The sequence below is a fragment of the Mycobacteroides franklinii genome, from assembly GCF_001853795.1.
GTDB lineage: Bacteria > Actinomycetota > Actinomycetes > Mycobacteriales > Mycobacteriaceae > Mycobacterium > Mycobacterium franklinii.
On sequence record NZ_MLIK01000004.1, the window covers coordinates 932,236 to 952,211 of the forward strand.

Annotated in this window: 16 protein-coding genes, 1 tRNA gene and 2 pseudogenes; 8 read left to right on the plus strand and 11 right to left on the minus strand. The window is 63.0% G+C overall.

The features are described 5' to 3' along the window. Positions 1-50: 50 nt before the first annotated feature. Positions 51-2,195, minus strand: a complete 2,145-nt coding sequence (locus BKG76_RS05100; protein ID WP_131815790.1) for a hypothetical protein — start codon at positions 2,193-2,195, stop codon at positions 51-53. Between the two features lie 315 nt (positions 2,196-2,510). On the opposite strand from BKG76_RS05100, the gene BKG76_RS05105 reads away from it, so the two are divergent. Next, positions 2,511-5,846 carry a helix-turn-helix transcriptional regulator gene (locus BKG76_RS05105; RefSeq protein WP_070936487.1) on the plus strand — a complete coding sequence of 1,112 codons (3,336 nt, stop codon included), beginning with the start codon at positions 2,511-2,513 and terminating at the stop codon, positions 5,844-5,846. Here the strand turns inward: BKG76_RS05105 and BKG76_RS05110 are convergent. The 9 genes and pseudogenes from BKG76_RS05110 to BKG76_RS25580 all read right to left on the minus strand — a co-directional run. After that, complete coding sequence (locus BKG76_RS05110; RefSeq protein ID WP_070936488.1) at positions 5,790-6,314, minus strand: SdpI family protein; 525 nt, start codon at positions 6,312-6,314, stop codon at positions 5,790-5,792. The two genes, BKG76_RS05105 and BKG76_RS05110, sit on opposite strands and share 57 nt — an antisense overlap. A gap of 15 nt (positions 6,315-6,329) precedes the next feature. Continuing rightward, positions 6,330-7,298 carry a sporulation-delaying protein SdpB family protein gene (locus BKG76_RS05115; RefSeq protein WP_070936489.1) on the minus strand — a complete coding sequence of 323 codons (969 nt, stop codon included), beginning with the start codon at positions 7,296-7,298 and terminating at the stop codon, positions 6,330-6,332. Further along, the gene (locus BKG76_RS05120; RefSeq protein WP_070936490.1) at positions 7,299-7,907 is read right to left on the minus strand and encodes an SdpA family antimicrobial peptide system protein; all 609 of its coding nucleotides are present in this window, start codon (positions 7,905-7,907) and stop codon (positions 7,299-7,301) included. A gap of 5 nt (positions 7,908-7,912) precedes the next feature. Next, the gene (locus BKG76_RS05125; RefSeq protein WP_070936491.1) at positions 7,913-8,626 is read right to left on the minus strand and encodes a hypothetical protein; all 714 of its coding nucleotides are present in this window, start codon (positions 8,624-8,626) and stop codon (positions 7,913-7,915) included. Beyond that, complete coding sequence (locus BKG76_RS05130; RefSeq protein ID WP_083337912.1) at positions 8,623-9,000, minus strand: SdpI family protein; 378 nt, start codon at positions 8,998-9,000, stop codon at positions 8,623-8,625. The genes BKG76_RS05125 and BKG76_RS05130 overlap by 4 nt, the downstream gene beginning before the upstream one ends. A 49-nt stretch (positions 9,001-9,049) precedes the next feature. Next, complete coding sequence (locus BKG76_RS24240; RefSeq protein ID WP_131815791.1) at positions 9,050-9,643, minus strand: LppU/SCO3897 family protein; 594 nt, start codon at positions 9,641-9,643, stop codon at positions 9,050-9,052. A 159-nt stretch (positions 9,644-9,802) separates the two neighbouring features. Then, a pseudogene (locus BKG76_RS05140) lies at positions 9,803-10,351 on the minus strand (hypothetical protein); the annotation flags it as partial. Between the two features lie 34 nt (positions 10,352-10,385). Then, positions 10,386-10,550: a hypothetical protein gene (locus BKG76_RS25095; protein ID WP_165611481.1), complete on the minus strand. Its 165-nt coding sequence runs from the start codon at positions 10,548-10,550 to the stop codon at positions 10,386-10,388. A 345-nt stretch (positions 10,551-10,895) separates the two neighbouring features. Beyond that, positions 10,896-10,985, minus strand: a pseudogene (locus BKG76_RS25580) (MspA family porin); the annotation flags it as partial. 305 nt (positions 10,986-11,290) lie between these two features. Between BKG76_RS25580 and BKG76_RS05150 the strand changes: the two are divergent. Then, positions 11,291-11,363 (plus strand) — tRNA-Arg (locus BKG76_RS05150). A gap of 102 nt (positions 11,364-11,465) precedes the next feature. Continuing rightward, complete coding sequence (locus tag BKG76_RS05155) at positions 11,466-12,548, plus strand: GGDEF domain-containing protein (RefSeq protein ID WP_070936494.1); 1,083 nt, start codon at positions 11,466-11,468, stop codon at positions 12,546-12,548. Positions 12,549-12,566: 18 nt separating this feature from the next. On the opposite strand, the gene BKG76_RS05160 is transcribed toward BKG76_RS05155, so the two are convergent. Continuing rightward, positions 12,567-14,033: a sugar transferase gene (locus tag BKG76_RS05160; RefSeq protein WP_070936495.1), complete on the minus strand. Its 1,467-nt coding sequence runs from the start codon at positions 14,031-14,033 to the stop codon at positions 12,567-12,569. Positions 14,034-14,828: 795 nt separating this feature from the next. Here BKG76_RS05160 and BKG76_RS05165 point away from each other — a divergent pair. From BKG76_RS05165 to BKG76_RS05185, 5 genes are read left to right on the plus strand one after another with little or no spacing between them, the layout of a single operon-like run. Further along, entirely contained in the window at positions 14,829-15,899 is a 1,071-nt protein-coding gene (locus BKG76_RS05165; protein ID WP_070936496.1) for a glycosyltransferase family 4 protein, read from the plus strand. Further along, positions 15,896-17,080: a glycosyltransferase family 4 protein gene (locus BKG76_RS05170; protein ID WP_070936497.1), complete on the plus strand. Its 1,185-nt coding sequence runs from the start codon at positions 15,896-15,898 to the stop codon at positions 17,078-17,080. Before BKG76_RS05165 ends, BKG76_RS05170 begins: the two co-directional genes overlap by 4 nt. Further along, positions 17,073-18,371 (plus strand): lipopolysaccharide biosynthesis protein, encoded by a 1,299-nt coding sequence (locus BKG76_RS05175; protein WP_070936498.1) that lies wholly within the window; start codon positions 17,073-17,075, stop codon positions 18,369-18,371. The genes BKG76_RS05170 and BKG76_RS05175 overlap by 8 nt, the downstream gene beginning before the upstream one ends. Continuing rightward, positions 18,368-19,372 (plus strand): CgeB family protein, encoded by a 1,005-nt coding sequence (locus tag BKG76_RS05180; protein WP_070936499.1) that lies wholly within the window; start codon positions 18,368-18,370, stop codon positions 19,370-19,372. Before BKG76_RS05175 ends, BKG76_RS05180 begins: the two co-directional genes overlap by 4 nt. After that, complete coding sequence (locus BKG76_RS05185; RefSeq protein ID WP_070936500.1) at positions 19,359-19,970, plus strand: YdcF family protein; 612 nt, start codon at positions 19,359-19,361, stop codon at positions 19,968-19,970. Before BKG76_RS05180 ends, BKG76_RS05185 begins: the two co-directional genes overlap by 14 nt. The last annotated feature ends 6 nt before the right edge of the window (positions 19,971-19,976 follow it).

Here is a 19,976-nt window from a genome sequence, read left to right on the forward strand (position 1 = left end):
TCAGATGGGAAAGCATCGCACTCAGGCAGGAGGACTTGCCGCGCGGACGCTTAAGGCCAGCGACTGTTTCCGCCGCCCGGAGCCGAGAGGTTTGGAGCCGGAGCGGGCCGTGGCGCCGGAGCCGGCCGCGGCTCGGGAGCAGGCCGTGGTGCCGGCGCAGGTCGCGGTTCAGGTGCAGGTCGTGGCGCCGGAGCCGGCCGCGGTTCAGGAGCGGGCCGTGGTGCCGGTGCAGGTCGCGGTTCAGGTGCAGGTCGTGGTGCCGGAGCGGCCCGTTGTTGCGGAGCCTCGTGTACCGGCGGCGTCTGCTGAGCCGGCGCCTGCGGTGCCGGTGCCTCGCGCGCTCGAACCTGAGGTTCCGGAGCGGGCCGTTGTTGCGGAGCCTCGTGTACCGGCGGTGTCTGCTGAGCCGGCGCCTGCGGTGCCGGTGCCTCGCGCGCTGGAACTTGAGGAGGCTGAGCATCCTGCGCAGGTGGTGCCGCCACGGCACGCCCGGGCGGCGCATCCTGCCGAGCCGGAGGATCTACCACGGAATTAGGCGGAGCGACTGGCCGCGGTTTGTCCTCCGGCGCCAAGGAACCGGGTGGGATCACCTCCTTGCCCGGGGATGGGTTCAGGTTTACTCCCGGCCTGACGTTGCGCGGCACCAACCCCGACTTTTGTCCGGGTTTGTCGACCGTGGGCGCAGGCGCGACTTTGGGCACGGTGAAACTCGGTGACACCTTGGATGGAGGCTCAGCAGGTGCTGTTGCCACCAAAGCCGGTGGTGCAAAGTCGTTTTGGCGGTTCGTAAGCACAGCCGGTTGCTGCCCACGCGTCGGGGTCAGCGCCTTGATAGGAGTGGTGGTCTGGGCCGTCAGTTCCTTGGTGAAGTTCCGAGTGGACTTGCTGGCGAGGTCTTTCATCAGTGGCCCGGAGGTGCTCGCGGCCTTGTCGTTGGAGATGAACTGTGCCAGCGATGTTTTCGGATTCACTACCGGGGCGGAATTCCTCGCATTAACATCATTGATCACTGTGGTGTTGTTCACCGTGGTGGCCGAGGGCGCCCAGTCGCGGTTGCGCGGATTGTGCCAATCCCGGTTCATGTTCCAGTCTCGGTACTGGTCTGGGTTGACTCCGTGCGCCTGGTTCCACTGGGTGCGGTGGTACACCGGATCGTCGTTCTGGAACTTCCACTGGTAGTACTGCTCGTACCGATGATGGTCGTTGTACCAATCTTGATTGCGTGGGTCGCCCGGCCAGCCTCGGCGCTGACCCCATTCGTTGCGGCCGTCACGATCCCAGCCGTCGCGGTCGTAGCCAGCCCAATTGCGGCCGCCCCAGTTGTAGCCCCAATGGTCGTAACCCCAGCGGTCGTAACCCCACCGGTCATAGCCCCAGCGGTCATAGCCGAGGAAGTCGAAACCATAGATATTGAAGCCGCCGAGATCGAAGTTGTACCAGTTGCCGGGGTCGTAACCATAGAGCTGTCCCCAGGAGGAGTCGTAGTAACCGAGGTCTTCCAGGTTCGGCGTAAGCGGAGGGTCATACGGTTGTGGCCAGCCGGCTTCGGGGTCGACGGGAACGTCGGGCGGCGGCGGAACGACGTCGTCGGGCACCACGCCCGCAACACTTTCGGCATCACCGGAGTCGTCATATCCCCACGTGGGGGCCGATGCACTCGCCAGGGCGACGGGGTCGGGCGCCGGCGGCGTGTCGGGAAGGCCGGGCAGTGGCGGTAGTTGCTGGACCGAGTCCGGTGTGTATTGCAGAAGTTGTTGTGTCAGTTGCAGATAGAGGTTTTGCAAGCTGTCGCGTTGCGGCGAGTCCGATAGATAGTCCAGGTCCTGCTTCGCCTGGTTGAGCTGAGTGCGTGCGTCGGTCAGCTGATCCGCCGTCGGCTGCTGTCCAGTGTCGAGGACGTCCTGCGCCTGTTTCAGATCATTGACCACGGCGTCCAGGGCAACCTCTTGCGCATGCCCAGGAAACACCGACTTCTCGACGCCCCACAGGGTGCCGCCGGGCGAGGTCTCGTACGAGGCGCCCAGCAGACCCGCCACGAGCAGTCCGGCCAATCCACCGGCGATAGCGGCCTTGCGCCGCCGTTCACCGGGAAACACTCTGCGCCAACGCGATGGCGGCTTCCCCTGGTGCTGGCCCGGAAACCCGACCGGATGCATCATGTCGTTGCCAACAGGCGGGGAACTGAGAGTCGTCATGTCGACCTCCTCAACTATGACCGGCGTCGCGATGTCGACGCTCCCGACCGCTGCATTTGGGTATTGGGTGACTATCCGATGCGTCGCGCACGGCATGCCCGGTATCACTACTGAGCACAACTAAATATTAGATATTGTGTTGTGGCGCAGTCCATCATCCACATCGGATTCCCAGAAACCTGGCAGCACGCTTGAGGAGACGCACAGGAAGAGAGTCCGTATGTGCATATGCCTACGCGGTGGGCGCGGATAACACGCACAGAGCGACGACAATCTGCGCGTTTTCGCCGATGTATTGCGCTCCGCCGCAGACGGATGCTGGTTAGCATGAGCCAGATCGATTCGCACGTGAATGCGCCACTATTGGTGGACTGGAGCGAGTTGGGCGTGAGTGGGCTTTTGCCGACGGGCACGGTGACGCTGCTATTGGCCGACGTCGAGGGCTCGACGCGGCAGTGGGAAACGGATCCCGAAGCGATGGCGGTGGCGATCGCGCGTCTCAACCACATCGCCTCCGACCTCATTGCCGCCCACCACGGCGTCCGCCCCGTCGAACAGGGCGAGGGCGACAGTTTTGTCGCCGCGTTCGCCCGTGCGTCGGACGCGGTGGCCTGTGCCTTGCAGTTGCAGCTGGCACCCCTGCTGCCGATCAGGCTTCGGATCGGCGTACACACCGGCGAGGTGCAGCTGCGCGACGAGGGCAACTACGCGGGCCCGACCATCAACCGAACCGCGCGGCTGCGAGACCTGGGTCATGGTGGCCAAACCGTGCTGTCGGGAGCGACCGAAGACATCGTGGTCGACTGGCTGCCGACGAACGCCTGGCTGCTGGACCTGGGGACTCATCAGCTGCGTGATCTACCTCGTGCCGAACGGGTGGTGCAGCTGTGCCACCCGGATCTGTCCAATGATTTCCCACCGTTGCGCACATCTAATGTGATTGTCTCCCATAATCTTCCACCCCAGCTGACGAGTTTCGTCGGACGCGCAACCGAGTTGCGCGACGTGGAACAGCTACTGGCCGACAATCGGCTGGTGACCCTGACCGGTGCCGGCGGTGCTGGCAAAACCCGTCTGGCCATTGAGATCTCGGCTCGTATCGCACCGAAGTTCCGTGACGGGGTGTGGTATGTGGATCTGGCACCGGTCACGGACCCCGCACTGGTGGCGGTCACCACGGCCCGCGCGATGCGCCTACCTGATCAGCCCGGTCGTTCGACGATGGATACGCTGTTGGAGTTCGTTCGCGACCGCCGGCTGCTGGTCGTGCTCGACAACTGCGAGCATCTGCTCGACGCGAGCGCCGAGCTGATTGTGGCTGTACTCGCTGCGGCGCCCCAGCTGACACTGCTGGTCACCAGTCGCGAACCCATCGGTGTCACAGGCGAAGCGACGCGGCGGGTGCCCTCGCTCTCACTGACCGACGAGGCGATCGACTTGTTTGTCGACCGCGCCCGGCTGGCCCAAAACGGCTTTGCCTTGACCGATGACAACACCACGAGCGTGGCTGAGATCTGCCGCCGTCTAGACGGGATTCCGCTGGCGATCGAGCTGGCCGCCGCACGGGTGCGCGCGTTGTCACCGGCCGAGATCCTCGACGGGCTGCATGACCGTTTTCGGCTGTTGACCGGTGGTGCGCGCACCGCCGTACGCCGCCAGCAGACCTTGCGCGCCTCGGTGGATTGGTCGTACGGGTTGCTGAGCGAGCTGGAACGCGTCGTGTTCTACCGCCTGGCTCCCTTTTTGGGAGGGTTCGAGCTCACGGCCGCCTACGCCGTCAACGGCGGCGGCGAGATAGAGCGCTACCAGGTTCTCGACCTGCTCACCCTGCTCGTCGACAAGTCCCTCGTTGTCGCCGAAAATGCCACGGGGACAACACGATACCGACTGCCAGAGACAGTGCGGCAATACGCTCTGGAGAAGCTCGGTGAATCCGGAGAGGCGGAGACGGTGCGTTCGCGCCACCGGGACCACTACACCGCGGTGGCCACTCTGCTCGACGCGTTGGAGGGTAGCGATCACGAGGCCCGTCTCGCACAGTGCGACATCGAGATCGACAATCTGCGCGCGGCGTTCCGATGGGGCCTCGAGAAGGGAGATGCCGAGTTCGCATTGGGGCTCAGCTCGGCATTACAACCGTTATGGCAAGCGCGCGGTCGGGTGCGGGAGGGGCTCGCCTGGTTCGACGCGGCTCTCGGTGACGACAGCGCGCCGCACGCCGAAGTGACAGCAGCCGTGCAGGCACGAGCGCTGGCGGACAGCGCTTTTCTCGCCACCTGGTTGGGAGAGCCCGACACCTTGAATCGAGCTCGACGTGCCCTGACGATTGCGCGCGCTGTCGACGACCCCGCCTTGTTGGCCCGCGTACTCGCCGCCTGCGGCTACATCGCGGCCTACAAAGACGGCCCGGCCGAAACGTACTTCGCCGAGGCGATCGGTCCCGCCCGGACCTCCGGCGACCGGCGGACGCTGAGCCAAATCCTCGCCTCGATCGCGGCGGGAGCAGCAATGGCGGGAGATCCGAGCGCGGCACAGGCACCCGCCGAAGAGGGGCGGGACCTCGCCGATGCGATCGGCGACCGATTCACCTCGCGCCGATGCCGCACCATCCTCGGAATAGCACAGCTCAATCACGGTGATCTGGCCGAAGCCATCGCAGAGTTTCGCGGTGTCGCGGCCGAAGCCGAGGCAGCCCACGACGAGTTCGTGCGGGTGGACACCCTGGCGTTCCTTGGCATCGCATTCAGCTGGCGCGGTGACACCGATGCAGCCCGGACCTACGCGGACATGGCCGTCACGGCAAGTGCCGGGTTGGGTGGATTCAAACCCGGATACGCCTACGTTTCGTTGGCCACTGCGGCCCTGGCCGCCGGCGATACCGCAACAGCGCGGACCGCTACTGAGGCGGCCCACGAGCACCTGGGCGTCTCGCCCGTGAACGCGGCATTGGGGGGCACGACCGGTGCGCAGGCCGCACTGGCGGCCGGCGACCTGGCCGCAGCGCGCCGGCAGGCAGATGATGCGGTCGCGGCGGCGGCCGGCTTCCGGCTGATGCTGGCGCTGACCGCCCGCGCCCTGGTCGCGATCGCAGAGGGTGACCCCGAGCGGGCCGAGCGCGATGGGCACGACGCACTCGCGGCCGCCACCGCCGTCCATGCGTATCTCGGTGTGCCCGACATCTTGGAGTGTCTGGCCGTCCTAGCCACGGACGCCGGCAGCCTTCGCGAAGCGGCCCGGCTGTTCGGCGCGGCGGAAGGCATCCGCCAACACATGGGCACGGTGCGGTTCAAAGTGTGGGACGCAGACCACCGAGCCTGGGTGCGTGAGCTGCGTAACGCAATGGATGACAACGATTTTGAAACCTGCTGGGCCGAGGGAACGCAGCTGTCCGCCAAGGAGGCGATCGCGTACGCGCACCGTGGCCGCGGTCACCGCAAGCGGCCCTCCAGCGGCTGGGACTCGCTCACGCCCACCGAACACTCCGTCACTCGCCTGGTGAGCGAGGGAATGAGCAACAAGGACATCGCCGCGCGGCTCTTCGTCTCACCGCGCACCGTACAAACTCACCTCACCCACGTGTACACGAAGCTCGGCCTAAGCTCGCGAGTCCAACTCGTCCAGGAAGCGGCCCGCCATACTAGCCGTCGTTGAATTATCGGCATCTTGCACCGAAAATTGTTGCGCGGCAGCTGTTGTCGTCGCAGCACGGGCTGATTGATCGGCGTGGGCGCTGGCAAGGAACAGTACTACGCTGTATGCGGCGGCGCCGGCAAGAACGATCCAGATCAGGGGCATGGTGTTCAGGTTTTTCCAGAGACCTAGCGATAGGGCGATGGCGCACAATATGAGGATCGTGACCCCGCCGAAAAGCATCCAGGTGAATCCTGTGCGTTGCGCGGCGTTCCATGCTTCGACGCTTCGCAGGGCGTCGGCGGATCGGAAGCCGAAGGCGAAATTCGGTTGAAGACTGTTGGTTTGAGACTTGGCGTAGCCATACACGGTGGCACCGACCAAGATCAGGGCGACGGGGATAAGGAATCCGAATTGGAGCCATTTGGAGACCGGCAATGCCGGGATGCTTTCGTTAGATCTGGATGCTTGCTGATCATCGTTCGACATCGGTGAGGCTCCTGTTTAGGGGGTGGATAGGGCGGCCGAGGGCGGGGCATCGGCCGGCGCGGTAGACGCTGATTCCCGGCGGATCCAGGTGCTTTGTGAGCGCGGACGGTGCGCAGGCTGCGAGGAAGACTGGCCGGCGATCACGAGCGCTACGCCGATCATGACAGCGGAGAAGCTGAATAATCCGGTCGAAAAGAAAATGGCGATGTGCAGGAACGCGGTCATGTAGAGGGCCAGTTTTCTCCATAGCGGTCCCAGCAGCGTGAACAGGGCGATCAGTATTTCTAATAGGATCGTCCCCCAGGTTATGGAGAGGGTGCCGATGGGATTTTGAGACACCCAGAGCCAGAAGCCCTGCAGAATTCCTTGGGCGCCAAACATTTTGTCGCGGAATATGTAGTACATCGCGGTTCCGTCGGCCCACTCTTTGACGCCCATCTTGGCAATGGCGCTATCGAGGTAAATGTAAGCGAATTGCAGCCGCAGTGCCCACATGGCGACGTAGCACAGCGCCTTGTTTTCCAGTCGGATGTGGCCTCGATGACGCGACCACATCCATGTCCGGCCGTCCACCAGCAGGACGGGGAACAATATGATGACGGATATGAGGGCGATCGCATCGCCGCCGTCGGGCAACTCAAAGGAGTCCGCCATGGAGAATACCGCCCACAGATACGGAGCGGCGCAATAGCGTGGTCGGTATCCGATGGCGGCGACGATCAGAATCGCCACGATGACAATTCGTTTGAATTCGAGGTGGTTGTCGGGGCCCGAAATACAGAAGATGCTGATCGCACGTATTGCTTCGCAGCGAGGCCCGGTGGTCGCTCCGACCGGGTGAAAGAGCGCCGCCAAAGGCGCGAACAGCAACTCGGAAAGCAGCGCGATCGCGATGAGTGCGTGCCCGGCGGCGAACAGCCTGGTACGGAACTCGAATCGTGCGATCGTGAACAGAAGCCGGTGGTGGAATGTGGCCGCGGTCATCTATGTGGCCTTGCATTCTGCGGTGACATGGATCGTACGGGTTACGTGATACGTGGTGGGCACGAGATCTCGAAAGGACCATTTGACGGTCTTTTCCGTGGTGAATACCAGGTCGCCGCACATAGTAGGTATAGGGCTATTGTTTTTTCGCAACAATGGCGAGGTGTGTAGAACTTGCAGGATGCAGTCTTTTCCGCCGCTGTCACATGGGGTCCAACGGTCCGGGGTAATCGAATTGACGATGGTCGCGATCTCTGGCCCTTGTGCGCGCTGGCGGCGACTGAGCCCATACATGTTGGATTGTCTGGATTGTGGGGTGATGAGCAGTGATGTGGCGGTGTCGCCAGACACGCGGTACACGTCAAGCTGCTCAAGCTGTGCTGAGCGCGTGAAAAAACCGAAGTTCTGTGCGGCGACGCTCTGCAGGAGGTTGCGCATCGGTACGGTTCGTTCGCCATCGATCAGCACGTTCGGCGGCAGTGTCGCCAGCAGAAAGCACGTGAACAGAAACAGCAGAGTCGCCGAGTACAGATAGAATACCTTGAGGGTGCTGGCCGCTTTGTTGCGCCCAATCCTGTTGTGCGCCGCCTTTTCTTGTGGCTCAGTCATCGGCGCTAGTTCAGGCGTAGTTCGCGAGTGATTTTCGCGATCTGTTCATCGGCCGCCAGCTGTGACACCGAGCCCGGGTCGTCGTAGACGAACTCAACAGCGGGGACAAACGTTGTGAACGCGACGGCGGTCTGGATGAGAAGCGCCGCAACCCAGAGGGCGAAAACCGCGCCGGCGGCTTCGGCCGCGGCCACCGCCGCCTGCGCCCCCACCGACACTTGGAACGCGGCGAAACTGTAGTTCCAGACCGTAGGTTCGGTGTGATACCAGGCTTGGTCTGCGCCCGGATTGGCTGGCGGCGGGGATGGTTGCGTGCAGGCACCGGTTTGGGGCATCGGCCGCTGCTGGGTCGCGACTTGCCCGATTCGCTGGATGGCGGATTCCACCCGATACGGGTCACCGCTTTGGAAGTTGGTTGGGATCACCTGCGCGAAATCGCGGTCCTGCTCTTCCATGCACGACGTCAAATGCTCTGCGCCGTGCTGGATTTGCAGGATCTGAAGGTCTGTGAGGTGTCGACCCGGTACGGACAAGGCGGGATGCTCCTGGGGGATCTTGCCGGTACTGAAAACGGTGTACTCGACGACATCCAGGGCAGAGTATTTGCTGGCGGGTCGGCTGTTTTCGTCGTGGCCCTCGACTGCCACGTAGTGGCGGGCCACAAGAGCCAGCACAAGTGTGACGGCCAAAGCGAGGCTGACACTGAGTCTTTTGCTCATTGATTGTCCCGTTTCGTCGAATTGGCTGCCTGATTCGCTTTCACGGTCGCGTATCCCATTACGCAGAGAAAGGCAACTGCCCAAATGCCGTTTATCAGGAATGATGATTTCGAAAACACAAGGATCCTGACGATCATGGCCGCGACGGTGATGACAGCGAGCGGAACACACAGCAGGAAAACTTTGATGCCTGCCCTGTTTCCCTTATCCCAGGCCTCATCGCTACGCAGCGTGGCCTTGGTGCGGAAACCGACTGTGGTGTTGCGGGGAAGGCTATTGGTCTGAACCTTCCTCCACGCACTCAGTGATACTCCCGCAATCACTGTAGACGGCAAGCACGAGACAACAATATTGATGTAGTCCGCTGGATTCACGCCATCTCCCTTGTGCCGCTTGAGCTATCGATATTGGTCACTTTTCCCTCTACGTGTACTTGGTACAAACAGTGAACTTACGAACGGGATGTGGGAATCCGCCTACCGCGCAATACGACACGTCCACCACTCCGGTGATCACCGAAACCGGCTTGACTAGCCGGGGCTTACCGTCACAGGGCTGGCTCGTCGCATAATCTTTTGCGACCTCGATACACGAACCCGTTGACCAGTCGTAGTCCAAACACAGGGTGTTGTGCTGCCCGTTTTCGGTGTAGGAGTACTTCTCGTCGACATCGGCGACGCAATCACTGGGATAACTTGCTCGCTGCACGATCCGATAGGTGCTGCTGGACGTTCCGCAAGTTGCCGGGCTGACTACAGGACCCCCTAACTCTGAGGGCGATACGGCCACGCACTCGGGGCTCTGCGGATTTTGCACCCCCCGGGCGCCGCGCTCAAATTCGTTGCTGATGGTGTTGAACTGCGTATTCGAGGCGACCGCCGGCGCATCCGGCGAGGAGAGGATGTAGATCGCGGCAGCGATCGTCGCCACAAGGACCACCACAACACTTGCAATGATCGCGGCGACCATCGTGTTGGTGCGCAAACCGGTGCGCGCCAGCTCGGGGCCTGCCTGCACGGGAATAGGTCCCGTGATCTCGTCTCGATGCTTCATTTAGCACGCCGCGCTTTGGTTGGCCAGCATCTGCGCAGGCTGAGACGCAGTAGCGTCCTGCGGGGGCGACTGCACAGGTTGCGTGGGAGCGTGTGGGGCAGGGCTGGGCGGCGGGTTACTAACCGGCGGCTTACTGGCCGGACTCTGCTGCGGCTGCGGGGTCGGCTGCACAGGGTTCTGCTGCTGCGGCGGTTGCGGAGCTTGGTAGTCCGGGTTCGGCTTGCCAGGTCCCTGCGTGTACGGGGTGGCGGTTTGGTAATCGGGGGGCTGGGTGCCGTGCGCAGGCTGCTGTGCCTGCTGGGGCTGCTGTGCGCCTTGCTGGCCGGAAACCTGTTGCGGTGCTTGCGGATTGCCGCTGTTATAGATGGAGATTCCGTTGCTTTGGTCCAGCGGTGGCTGATTATTACCGCCCTGATAGTCCGGCATAGAACTGGGCATTTGAGGCGGCTGGAACTGTGAGCCGTTCATGCCGCCGTCCATACCGCCGGATCCGCCGGTGGGGCCTGGAGGACCAGTGGGATCTGCGGTGGCACCCGGAAGGAGACCGACAGAACCCATGAGGTCGAACTGCTCCCCCGAAACCACGTACGTGGCGATCAGCACCGCAACCGCTGCCACCCCCACCAAGCCTCGCCGCCAATAGACAGGCATGGCGTGGCGACGAAACTTCATCGGCGTCATGACTTAGGCCTTCCTTCTCACAAGGTCAGGTACGGCAGTAGCGGCTGTTGTTGGAGGGCAACCGCGATTGGTCCACGCCCGCCACCACGAGTTGGCATAACGGATCGGTGGGCAGATTCTCTTCGGGCCAGGCCGCGTGGCCGTTGGCCGCGCCCGGGTCGGCGTGGGCGCGCGAGGCGGTATCAATCATGATCGCCGAGGAATAACCAGCACAGCTAGCACGAGCGCCGTCCAGATCCTGCGGGGCTGGACGGAATCTACTGGGCTGTATGTGCTGGAGACTGCCTGATCCGTGAGACGGCGGCCGTTCATCATCCGTGCCATCTCCCCAAAAGCCCCCTGCCGTCGATCGGACCCAATCGCCACCGCCATCTTGCGGAGAAAACTTTCGATAATGAAACTGGGCTGTTCAACAGCACCATAAGTCTACTCAGCTAACTTGTCAATCGCTAACGCAGCAGGCTCTTCGTCGGCCGTCTCGGCATGGGCCGTGAGATCGATCGCCACCGTTTTTCGGACTTGCTGGGTCATTTGCCTAGCGGTCTTTCGGCTCGCCGTAGATAGTCTGGATGTCGTTGCCGTTCTCGGTGCGGATCCGGAATGTCGCAAAGGACTGGACCTTCACCGCTGCGGCAGAGCGGGCCGCCGACAAAGCTCGCGGCCGGCTGGAGCAGATCAGGCAAGCCAGGGCGGACTCGGCCAGCAGACCCTCAACAACCGGCGCATGATCGCCCACTGACATCCCGCCAATTCCTCGTCTTACTCAAGGTTCCCTCCCCTTCCGCACGTCGCACCCCACCACGCCGGGGCGCTAAGCTGTCCCCGCACGCCCGCACCCCCAAGTGGGACGTGTAGAACCACCAAGGACCACCTGAATCAGCCGATCGAAGACCTCTCCTTGGTTTTCATCCACGATTCCATTCGGTCCCCGCCCTCGTAGCTCAGGGGATAGAGCACGGCTCTCCTAAAGCCGGTGTCGCAGGTTCGAATCCTGCCGAGGGCACATTTAACGTGCATGCCGCCGGCAGCACTGTTTCCAAATCCGGAAGACTCCAAGCCTCTAGAACCCAGAAACACGCACCCGGTGATGTCCCATACTCAGCCCGTGTCCAGCAACCGACGACTCAGGCCACGACGTCGACGGACCCCGGACCAGGAGTATCGGTTCGTCACCGGCGCACTCGGCCCCCAAAATCTGCGGCATTTGAAGATCACCATCGGGTTGCTGTGCATGTCAATTCTCCCCCTGGGAACGATCGTCAACATGCATCCGCTAGGTCCGCAGGGCGCCGGACGCACAATCCACCAATCGCTCATCGCGGTCTCATTCCTCATAGGCGCGTGTTGGATGGTCCGGCCGTGGCCGAGCAGACGCTGGGCGATTCTCTTCGTCATCTGGGCAGACCTCTCATTCGCGGTCTCCGGCTGGTCGTATGCCGGCCCGATGATGCGGCTCGCCCCGGTCCTTTACATGAGCATGATCGGCGTGTTCGCCGCATTCCTGCTGGGCTGGCGCGTGCTGGCCGCGCACTGCATCTTCGCTTTGGCTGTGCTCAGCTCGATCACGCTGTGGAACGTGCACACCGGCGCGGCGACCTTCCTCGATCAATTCCTCTACAACGCACCGGTTTTCACCACTGTGGTGATGCTGCCGATCTTCATCCAGGCGGTGATCGAAGGAGGTAGACGCTCGATTCGAGCCGCCGTTTCTGCCGCCAACCGAGATCCGCTCACCGGTCTGCTGAACCGCAGGGGCGTGCAAGCCACCTTCGAATACCTGCTCAACAAGCGGGCGAATCCCACGACCGTTGTCGTGATGGTCGCCGATGTCGACAGATTCAAAGAACTCAATGACGCCTACGGCCATGAAGCCGGAGATAGGACGCTACAAGCCATCGCGGACAATCTGTTCGCCCACACCCACCGCGACGACATCGCCGCGCGCATCGGCGGTGACGAGTTCATGGTCGTCGCGTTCGTGGACAATCCCGACGATATCTCCGAGGTCAACGCACGGATTCGCAATGCGCCGCTGGACGCAAGCGCGCACGGCGTCGCACTCAGCGTGGGCATCGCCTGGTCATCCACCGACGCGGTGGATTTCGGCTTCGAATCCCTCACCCGGCAAGCCGATTTCAAGCTTTACGAAGTCAAACGCGCCCGTACACCACGCGGGTCCACGGCCTGATCTGAAACCGGCCGAACGTCAGTACGCGCCCTCGCTGCGTACCACCGCACCCACGGTCCGCGAAATGATGCGGATATCAAGCCCCATCGACCAGTTGTCGACGTAGGAGATGTCGTGCCGAATGGACTCGTCGACCGACAAATCGTTGCGTCCGCTGACCTGCCATTGGCCGGTGACACCCGGCTTCACCAGAAGACGCCGCCGCATGGTGTCGTCGTAGGCGTCTACCTCGCGCTGCACCTGAGGCCGCGGCCCGACGACACTCATGTCACCGAACAGCACGTTGAAGAATTGAGGCAGCTCGTCGAGGCTGTACTTCCGCAGGAACGCCCCCACCGGCGTGATCCGCGGGTCGTCCTTCGCCTTGAAGAAGACGGGCGTGCTCCCGGCCGAGTCGATCATTCCCGCGGTCTGAAGATCGGCGCCCGTGAACATGCTGCGGAACTTGATCATCCGAAATGGCACACCGTCCAACCCAATTCGTTCGGACACGTAGAACACCGGGCCCGTGCTGGTGAGTTTGATGGCTGCGGCAATCGCGATCATCACCGGCGCTACGGCCAGGATGGCAAGAGTGGCGAACACCATATCGAAGGCTTCTTTCGACATGGACCGCGCACGCCGGTATCCCGGGGCCAGCATCTCCAGCATGTGAACCCGCTCCAGGCCCCGATCCGCAGTGGCGACAACGTTCTCGTCCACGTGTCCCGGGGAGACGGCGAGCTCGATTCCCAGAGCTCCGAGATCGGAGGCGAGAACGGCAAGTTCCTTGCGTCCAAGGTCGTCAGTCATCGCGACGGCGACGATCTGCGCCGAGGTGCGCTGCGCCGCCTCGATCACGTTCCGGTCATCGCCGACGACGGGAACGTGATGATCCCCCACCTCGATCGCTGTTGCACCCAGCCGTGCGTCGATCGCCGGCGTGCATGCGCCGACAACCTCGAATCCGCTGTCCCTGTGACGACGGAACGCGGTGACCATCTCCCGGACGGCGTCGTGATCACCGGCCAACAGCACCGAGGTGCGAGCCTCCGAGCCCCATAGACGGCGTAGCACGTGCCGGGCAGCGATGATGCCGAGCAGTCCGAGCGGTATCTCGATGACGAGGTGCCGGATGTCGATCAGCTCGATGCGCGAAATCAGGTAGGTGAGTAGAACGATGGTGAAGAGCTGGAACGTGACGCCCACAACCGTCTGCCATTCCTGGAGCACCGCCCGTAACGCCTTGCCCGGCCCCACGGTGTGCAGCGACAACGCCGCAAACCACACGACGGCAATAATCAGGTCAGTCGCCATGTACCAACGACCGAGATCCTGGCGCCCGGACAGCAGATGATGCGCAAGCTGGTAGGACACCAGCGACGTGAGGCCGATGGCCACCAAATCAGCCGCAGGCGCCCACCGTCGATGCAAGTAGAAGAGCCCACCTGGGCGCTTTTCTACTCTCCGTTGAATTCCGTCGCTAACCACGCTCTTAATAACCATGAGTGCACTTCACCTGTTCGTTCATATCGGTGATTCGTATGGACGATTTCGGCAATAGAACCCGACCTATTTACGTGCTTACGTTTCCATAGGGATTCAAATATTGCCACGTGATGGGGATCACGTCCATTCGGGGAAACCATGAAAATTTCATTGGAGGTAAATAAGAATCATCTAATAAACATCGGTTCCCGCAGCGGTTTGCTAATAACCGAGCCAATCACGTATCGCTCACTGGCTAATAACATTAAGGTAACATTACCAGCTGAGCTTGATCGGTGGCAAACCATGATCCACCCACGGCGGTCATCCATAGCGTCGTTGCAGGTGGATCATGGTCGTCGTTGCGGGCAAAAGCTGTGTCAGCGGAAACCGGTTTGTTCATAGCCAGGACCACACCTGCTCCGGTTGCGGATGCCCGCTAGGTGCTGCACTCTGAGTACGGGTCGGCTTGCGGGCGGCATGATCTGGCGTGCATAAAACAGAATAACGCCCCGTATTTCGCCCCCTGAGTAGCATTGCGTTACTCGTAATATGGAATACGACCCAGCTTTGGCGCATATGAGTACACACCGGCCGACACCAAGCCCTCGGCCGCTCATCCAGGCGGGGTGGGTTGAACAATGAACAAACATCAGACGCGGGGCCAAGACCCCAGAGCAGACACCACAGCGCGGCGAACGGAGCCGCGACGGGGGTTGACGCTCAACGTCGGGACGGTGCACCACATGCCGCTATCAGCAAAAGACGTCAGCAACAGGGCGGGAGCCTGACATGGCACCCATCAGAGTGCATATGACAGGGGCAGAGTGGTTCTCTTCGCTGCCCGGAGGCCTGAACAGGTACTTCACTGATCTGTTCGCGGCGTTGCGGCACCAGGACGACATCGAACTATCGGCCGCGGCATTCGGGGTCCCGTCCGACGGGGGATGGTCCTGGGGCTCCCCCGGTGGATCCACCCGGTCGCGAGTCCTCACCGCATTCAACGACCGATCGGGCCTACAGCGACCCGCCATCCTCGACCGGCACTTCTGCCTGTACGGACCATCGGCCGCCGGCTGGCGCACCCGCAGCCGGTTGGTCGTGCACTTCCACGGACCGTGGGCGGCCGAGAGCAGATTCGCCGGAGCCGGAGCCCTGCGCTCACGCGCCAAGTACGTCGTCGAGCGTCTTCGGTACGCAGGGGCCGAGCGGATGATCGTGCTCTCGGATCGGTTCCGAGACGTCCTGATCGAGGACTACCGCATCTCAGCCGACCGCATCGAGGTCATCCCACCCGGCGTCGACCTGGACAGATTCGGCCTACTTCCGCGGTTGGACGCCCCCACCGGAAGACGAACGGTGCTGTGCGTACGCAGGCTCGAGCACCGCATGGGCATTCACCGTCTCATCGAGTCGTGGCCGTCGGTCGTTTCCGCGCATCCGGATGCCTGCCTGATGATCGTCGGCACCGGCACCGCCGAGAAAGACCTGAGGGCGCAGGTGTCGTCCGCCGGTTTGGACGACAGCATCCAGTTCACCGGGCGTGTCGACGACCTGACCCTCACCCAGCTCTACACACTCGCGGATTTCACCGTGGTGCCGTCGGTGGCTCTTGAAGGCTTCGGATTGATCGCACTCGAATCCCTGGCCACCGGCCGACCTGCCGTCGTCACCGACTGCGGAGGGCTCCCCGATGCGGTGCGCGGCCTGGACTCCTCCCTGATAGTGCCCGCCGACAATGCCGAAGCGCTTGCCGCACGACTCATCTCGGCGCTTGACGGCGCGCTCCCCGATCCGCGGCAATGCCGCCAACATGCCGAATCGTTCTCCTGGGCCGCGGCCGCGCAGCGTCACCACGCCGTGTACTCGGAGCTGAGCGCATGATCCAGGCGATGTTCGTTGCCCATACCGCGGCGCCCTCCGGTGCGGAGCTGGCGACCTTGCGACTGGTGTCCGCGCTGCGTACCGCGCCCACCGGCCTCGCGCTCGAACCGTCGGTGATCTACACCGAAGACGGTCCGATGGTGGGCGCCATGAAGTCCCAGGGCATACCAACGTCGGTGTTGGCCAACAGCTTCGATAGCAGGAGCGTCACCATCCGAAGCTCCGGATGGTTGCGCCGGCTGGTCGGCGCTCTCGCGCTGATTCGCGTCGGGTGGGCCCTCGGCGCCGCGGTACGCGAGCACGGAGCCGATGTACTCGTCGCGGGCAGCACAAAGGCGCTCATCATGTCCGCAGTCGCGGCACAACGAGCACGAATCCCCGTGATTTGGCATGTGCACGACCGGATATCGGCCGAATACTTCGGTGCCACACTGGCATTCCTTCTCCGTATGCTCGGAAAGTTCGTCGCCGACGGATACATCGCCAACAGCAGGTCCACCGAGAGCTCGCTTCGACCTGGCCGCCTACCGGGCGTGGTCGCCTACCCGGGACTCGATTTCCAACAGACCCCCGATACGCAGCACGCACCGCAGCGGCCCGCCACGGAGACCGTCATCGCCGTCGTCGGCAGGCTCACACAGTGGAAGGGACAGGATGTGTTCCTTCGCGCCCTGGCCAACACCAAGGTCCGGCCCCAGCGCACGTATCTGGTCGGTGGCACATTCTTCGGCGAGGAGCCGTTCCGAACCGAACTGGAAGACCTGGCGAGCGAGCTGCAGCTGCCCGTGACCTTCACCGGACATCTCGACGACCCCACGGACATCCTGTCCATCTCCGACATCCTCGTGCACTGCTCCGTGATCGCCGAACCCTTCGGCCAGGTCGTCGTGGAAGGGCTGCGTGCGGGCTGCGCCGTCATCGCGACCCGACCCGGCGGCCCCGCCGAGACCATCGAATCGGGTGTGCACGGGCTGCTGGTCGATGCCGGCGACACCGACCAACTGACCGCTGCCCTCGATCGTCTCATCGCAGACCGTGACCTTCGAATCCGCTTGGCACAAGCGGGACAGATACGGGCCCGCCGCTTCGATATCGCCGACTCGGCGCGGACCGTGGCGTCATTCCTTTCCGATGTCCTGGCCCGGCGCTCCACCACATCCCTGGCGGAGCGCAGTGTCTAAGGAACCTCGAAGTAGCACGACGCTGCCCCGGGCAATGCGATTGGCCAGAGATTTCGGGGCAGTCGTCTTCGGAAAGTACGGGCAGTACCTGGTCACCTTCGCGACGGTGCCACTGCTCGCGCGGGTGCTGGGCCCGGCGGGAATGGGGTTGTTGGCGGTCGGAATGGCCGCGTACTTCTTCGGCTCCATCGTCGTGGACCTGGGCATGACGCCATTTCTCGCCGCACGGGTGCCCGAGCTACGCAACACGCCTGCCGAATTTCAGCAGGTTCGCACCGACTACCTGACCTTGAGGTTGATGACTCTCGGAGCGCTCGGTGCCGCGTTCGGTGTCGGCTGGATCGCCGGGATGCCTCCGTACGTTCACATGATTCTGTTGGGGCTCTTCGCCGGTGGGCTTTGGGCCACCTCCGATGACTGGCTCCTGATCGGGCAGGGCCGGTTTGTCGCCTCGGCGGTATACCAGGGTTCGGGACGCATCACCTACCTGGTTCTGCTCATCGTGCTGCTCCCACACTCGCCCCACGCGTCCACGGCAATCCTGTGCCTGCTGGGCTCCTCGATCTTGACGGTGGCGGGAACCTGGTGGGACAGCCTGCGAACATTCGGGCCACTGTGTCGTCCGTACGCACCCGGCCAGATCCTGCGCACCAGCTGGCCGATTGTCACGTCCCGGCTCCTCACCACCGGGTACGGCCAAGGGGCGCCGGCCATCTACTCCGCCATGCTCGACGCCGTATCGCTGGGTCTTTTCTCCGCGAGCGATCGTCTGGTCAGAGCGATGCAGTCACTACTGGACATGATCGGATTGGTGCTGCTGCCCCGAATGGCGAAGCGCAGCGGACATGAGCACTTCTGGCGCAGCGGTTTTCAAGGATTGCGGGGCGCCGTCGCGGTGGCCGTCCTTGCCGCAGCGCTGTTGTGGCTGCTGGCCGCGCCCATTGTGCACATCATCTTCGGCAGCGAGTTCCTCGGAGCCGTCGGCCTCCTGCGTGCCGAACTTCTCATCCTGCCGGCGAGCACGATCAGCTCCTACATCAGTACCGCGCTCCTCCCCGTGCGCCAGGACACGCATGGCGTTCTCATCGCCTCGGTGGTGGGCACCACGGCATCGGTGGCAGGGTTGATCACCGCCTCGTGGACCCATTCGGTGTGGGCCCTGATCGGCGGAGTCATTGCGGCCGAATTCTGTGTGGCGCTGTGGTATTTGGCACGGGTACGGCACTTGTCCGGACGCGAGCAGGGTGAGGTGCCGGAGGCCGATACCGCGCACGAAGGAGTTCCGCGATGAAGATCCTTTTTGTGGGAGACGACTGGGTAGGCAGCAACGCACGGTCGATGGCCGACGGATTCCGGCAGGCCGGTCATGAGGTCGTCGTCGTCGACACCACCCGAGTCACCTTGCCCACCAGGTTGTCACCGGCGTGGTTGTACTCGAAGGGAATGCGCCGGCGCGCACCTTGGCTGCAGGACTCGGCGCATGACCAGATCGAACGCATCGCACGAGACTTTGCCCCCGACATGCTGTTTGGGTTCAAGTCGATCCACCTGAACCAGGCTCGCCTGCTCCAGGTGCCGGCAGCGGTCCGCGTGCACTACAGCCCGGATGATGTCGGGAACCCGTATAACACCACACCCGAGTACCTGGCCCACGAGAGCGGGTGGGATCTGGTGGTCACCACCAAACGCCACAATGTGCCCGAGCTGCTGAACCGCGGCGCACGCCGGGTGAAGTTCGTACTGAGCGCCTACGACCCGGCCTGGCATCGCCCGTGCGCCAAACGAGTTGCGCAGCAATACCTGGTGGGATTCATCGGAGCCCGACGTCCGGACCGATCGGCCTTGATCACCCGGTTGGGTAGCGAGCACGGCGAGAACCTGTTGGTGCGCGGTCCGGGCTGGCGGCGCATGCCCGCGCTACGGACCACCGGCGCCACGATCGGTGGCGCCGTATACGGCGACCACTTCGCCACCACCGTCGCATCGGTGACCGCGAACCTGGTCCTGCTCAACTCCGACAACCGGGATACCCACACCTGTCGGACCTTCGAAATACCCGCGTGCGGAGGGCTGTTCGTCGGTGAACGCACCGATGAACACGGTGAACTTCTCCATGAGGGGACCGAATGCCTGCTCTTCTCCGACGAGGCCGAGCTTCGCGAGATTCTGGATTGGTGTGCGTGCCATCCCGCACAGGCGGCCAAGATCGCCGAGGCGGGCCATACACGGGTGACACGGGAATCGCACCGATACGTCGACCGGGCCAGGGAGATCATCGATGAACTTCAGTGATGCGAAGGAGACACCGGTCGACGATATCGAGGCACCCACACCGGATCGCGCACCACGGCGACGCCGGCGAATCCTCCTGGCCTGTATCACCGTTACCGTGTTGCTGGCGGGTTTCATAACCGTCGGGTGGCGGGTGTACATGCATCCGCAGACCGACCCACTACGCCCGGCCGATGCCATCGTTGTGCTGGGCGGCACTCCCTACGAGCGTTTCGATGTCGGGTTGGACCTGGCCAAGCGCGGGTACGCACCGTATCTGTTGATCTCACAGTCGACCGGCGCGAACGACCGCAACATGGACAAGTACTGCAAGGGGCATTTCACGTTCACGGTCAGCTGCTTTATCCCGGACCCCTGGACCACCCAGGGTGAGGCGCAAGAAATACGCGCCAAGGCACAGGAACTCGGCTGGCACCACATCATCGTCATCACCTTCACACCGCATGTTTCGCGGTCCCGCTACATCGTCGGAAAATGCTTCGACGGGGAGCTCACCATGGTCGCCAGTCCCGCGCCTTCCGGCGTTGCCTTCTGGACGTGGATGTTCATCCGCCAGTCGGGCAGCTACGTGAAGGCCTTCCTGACCCCCGGATGCTGAGGAGCG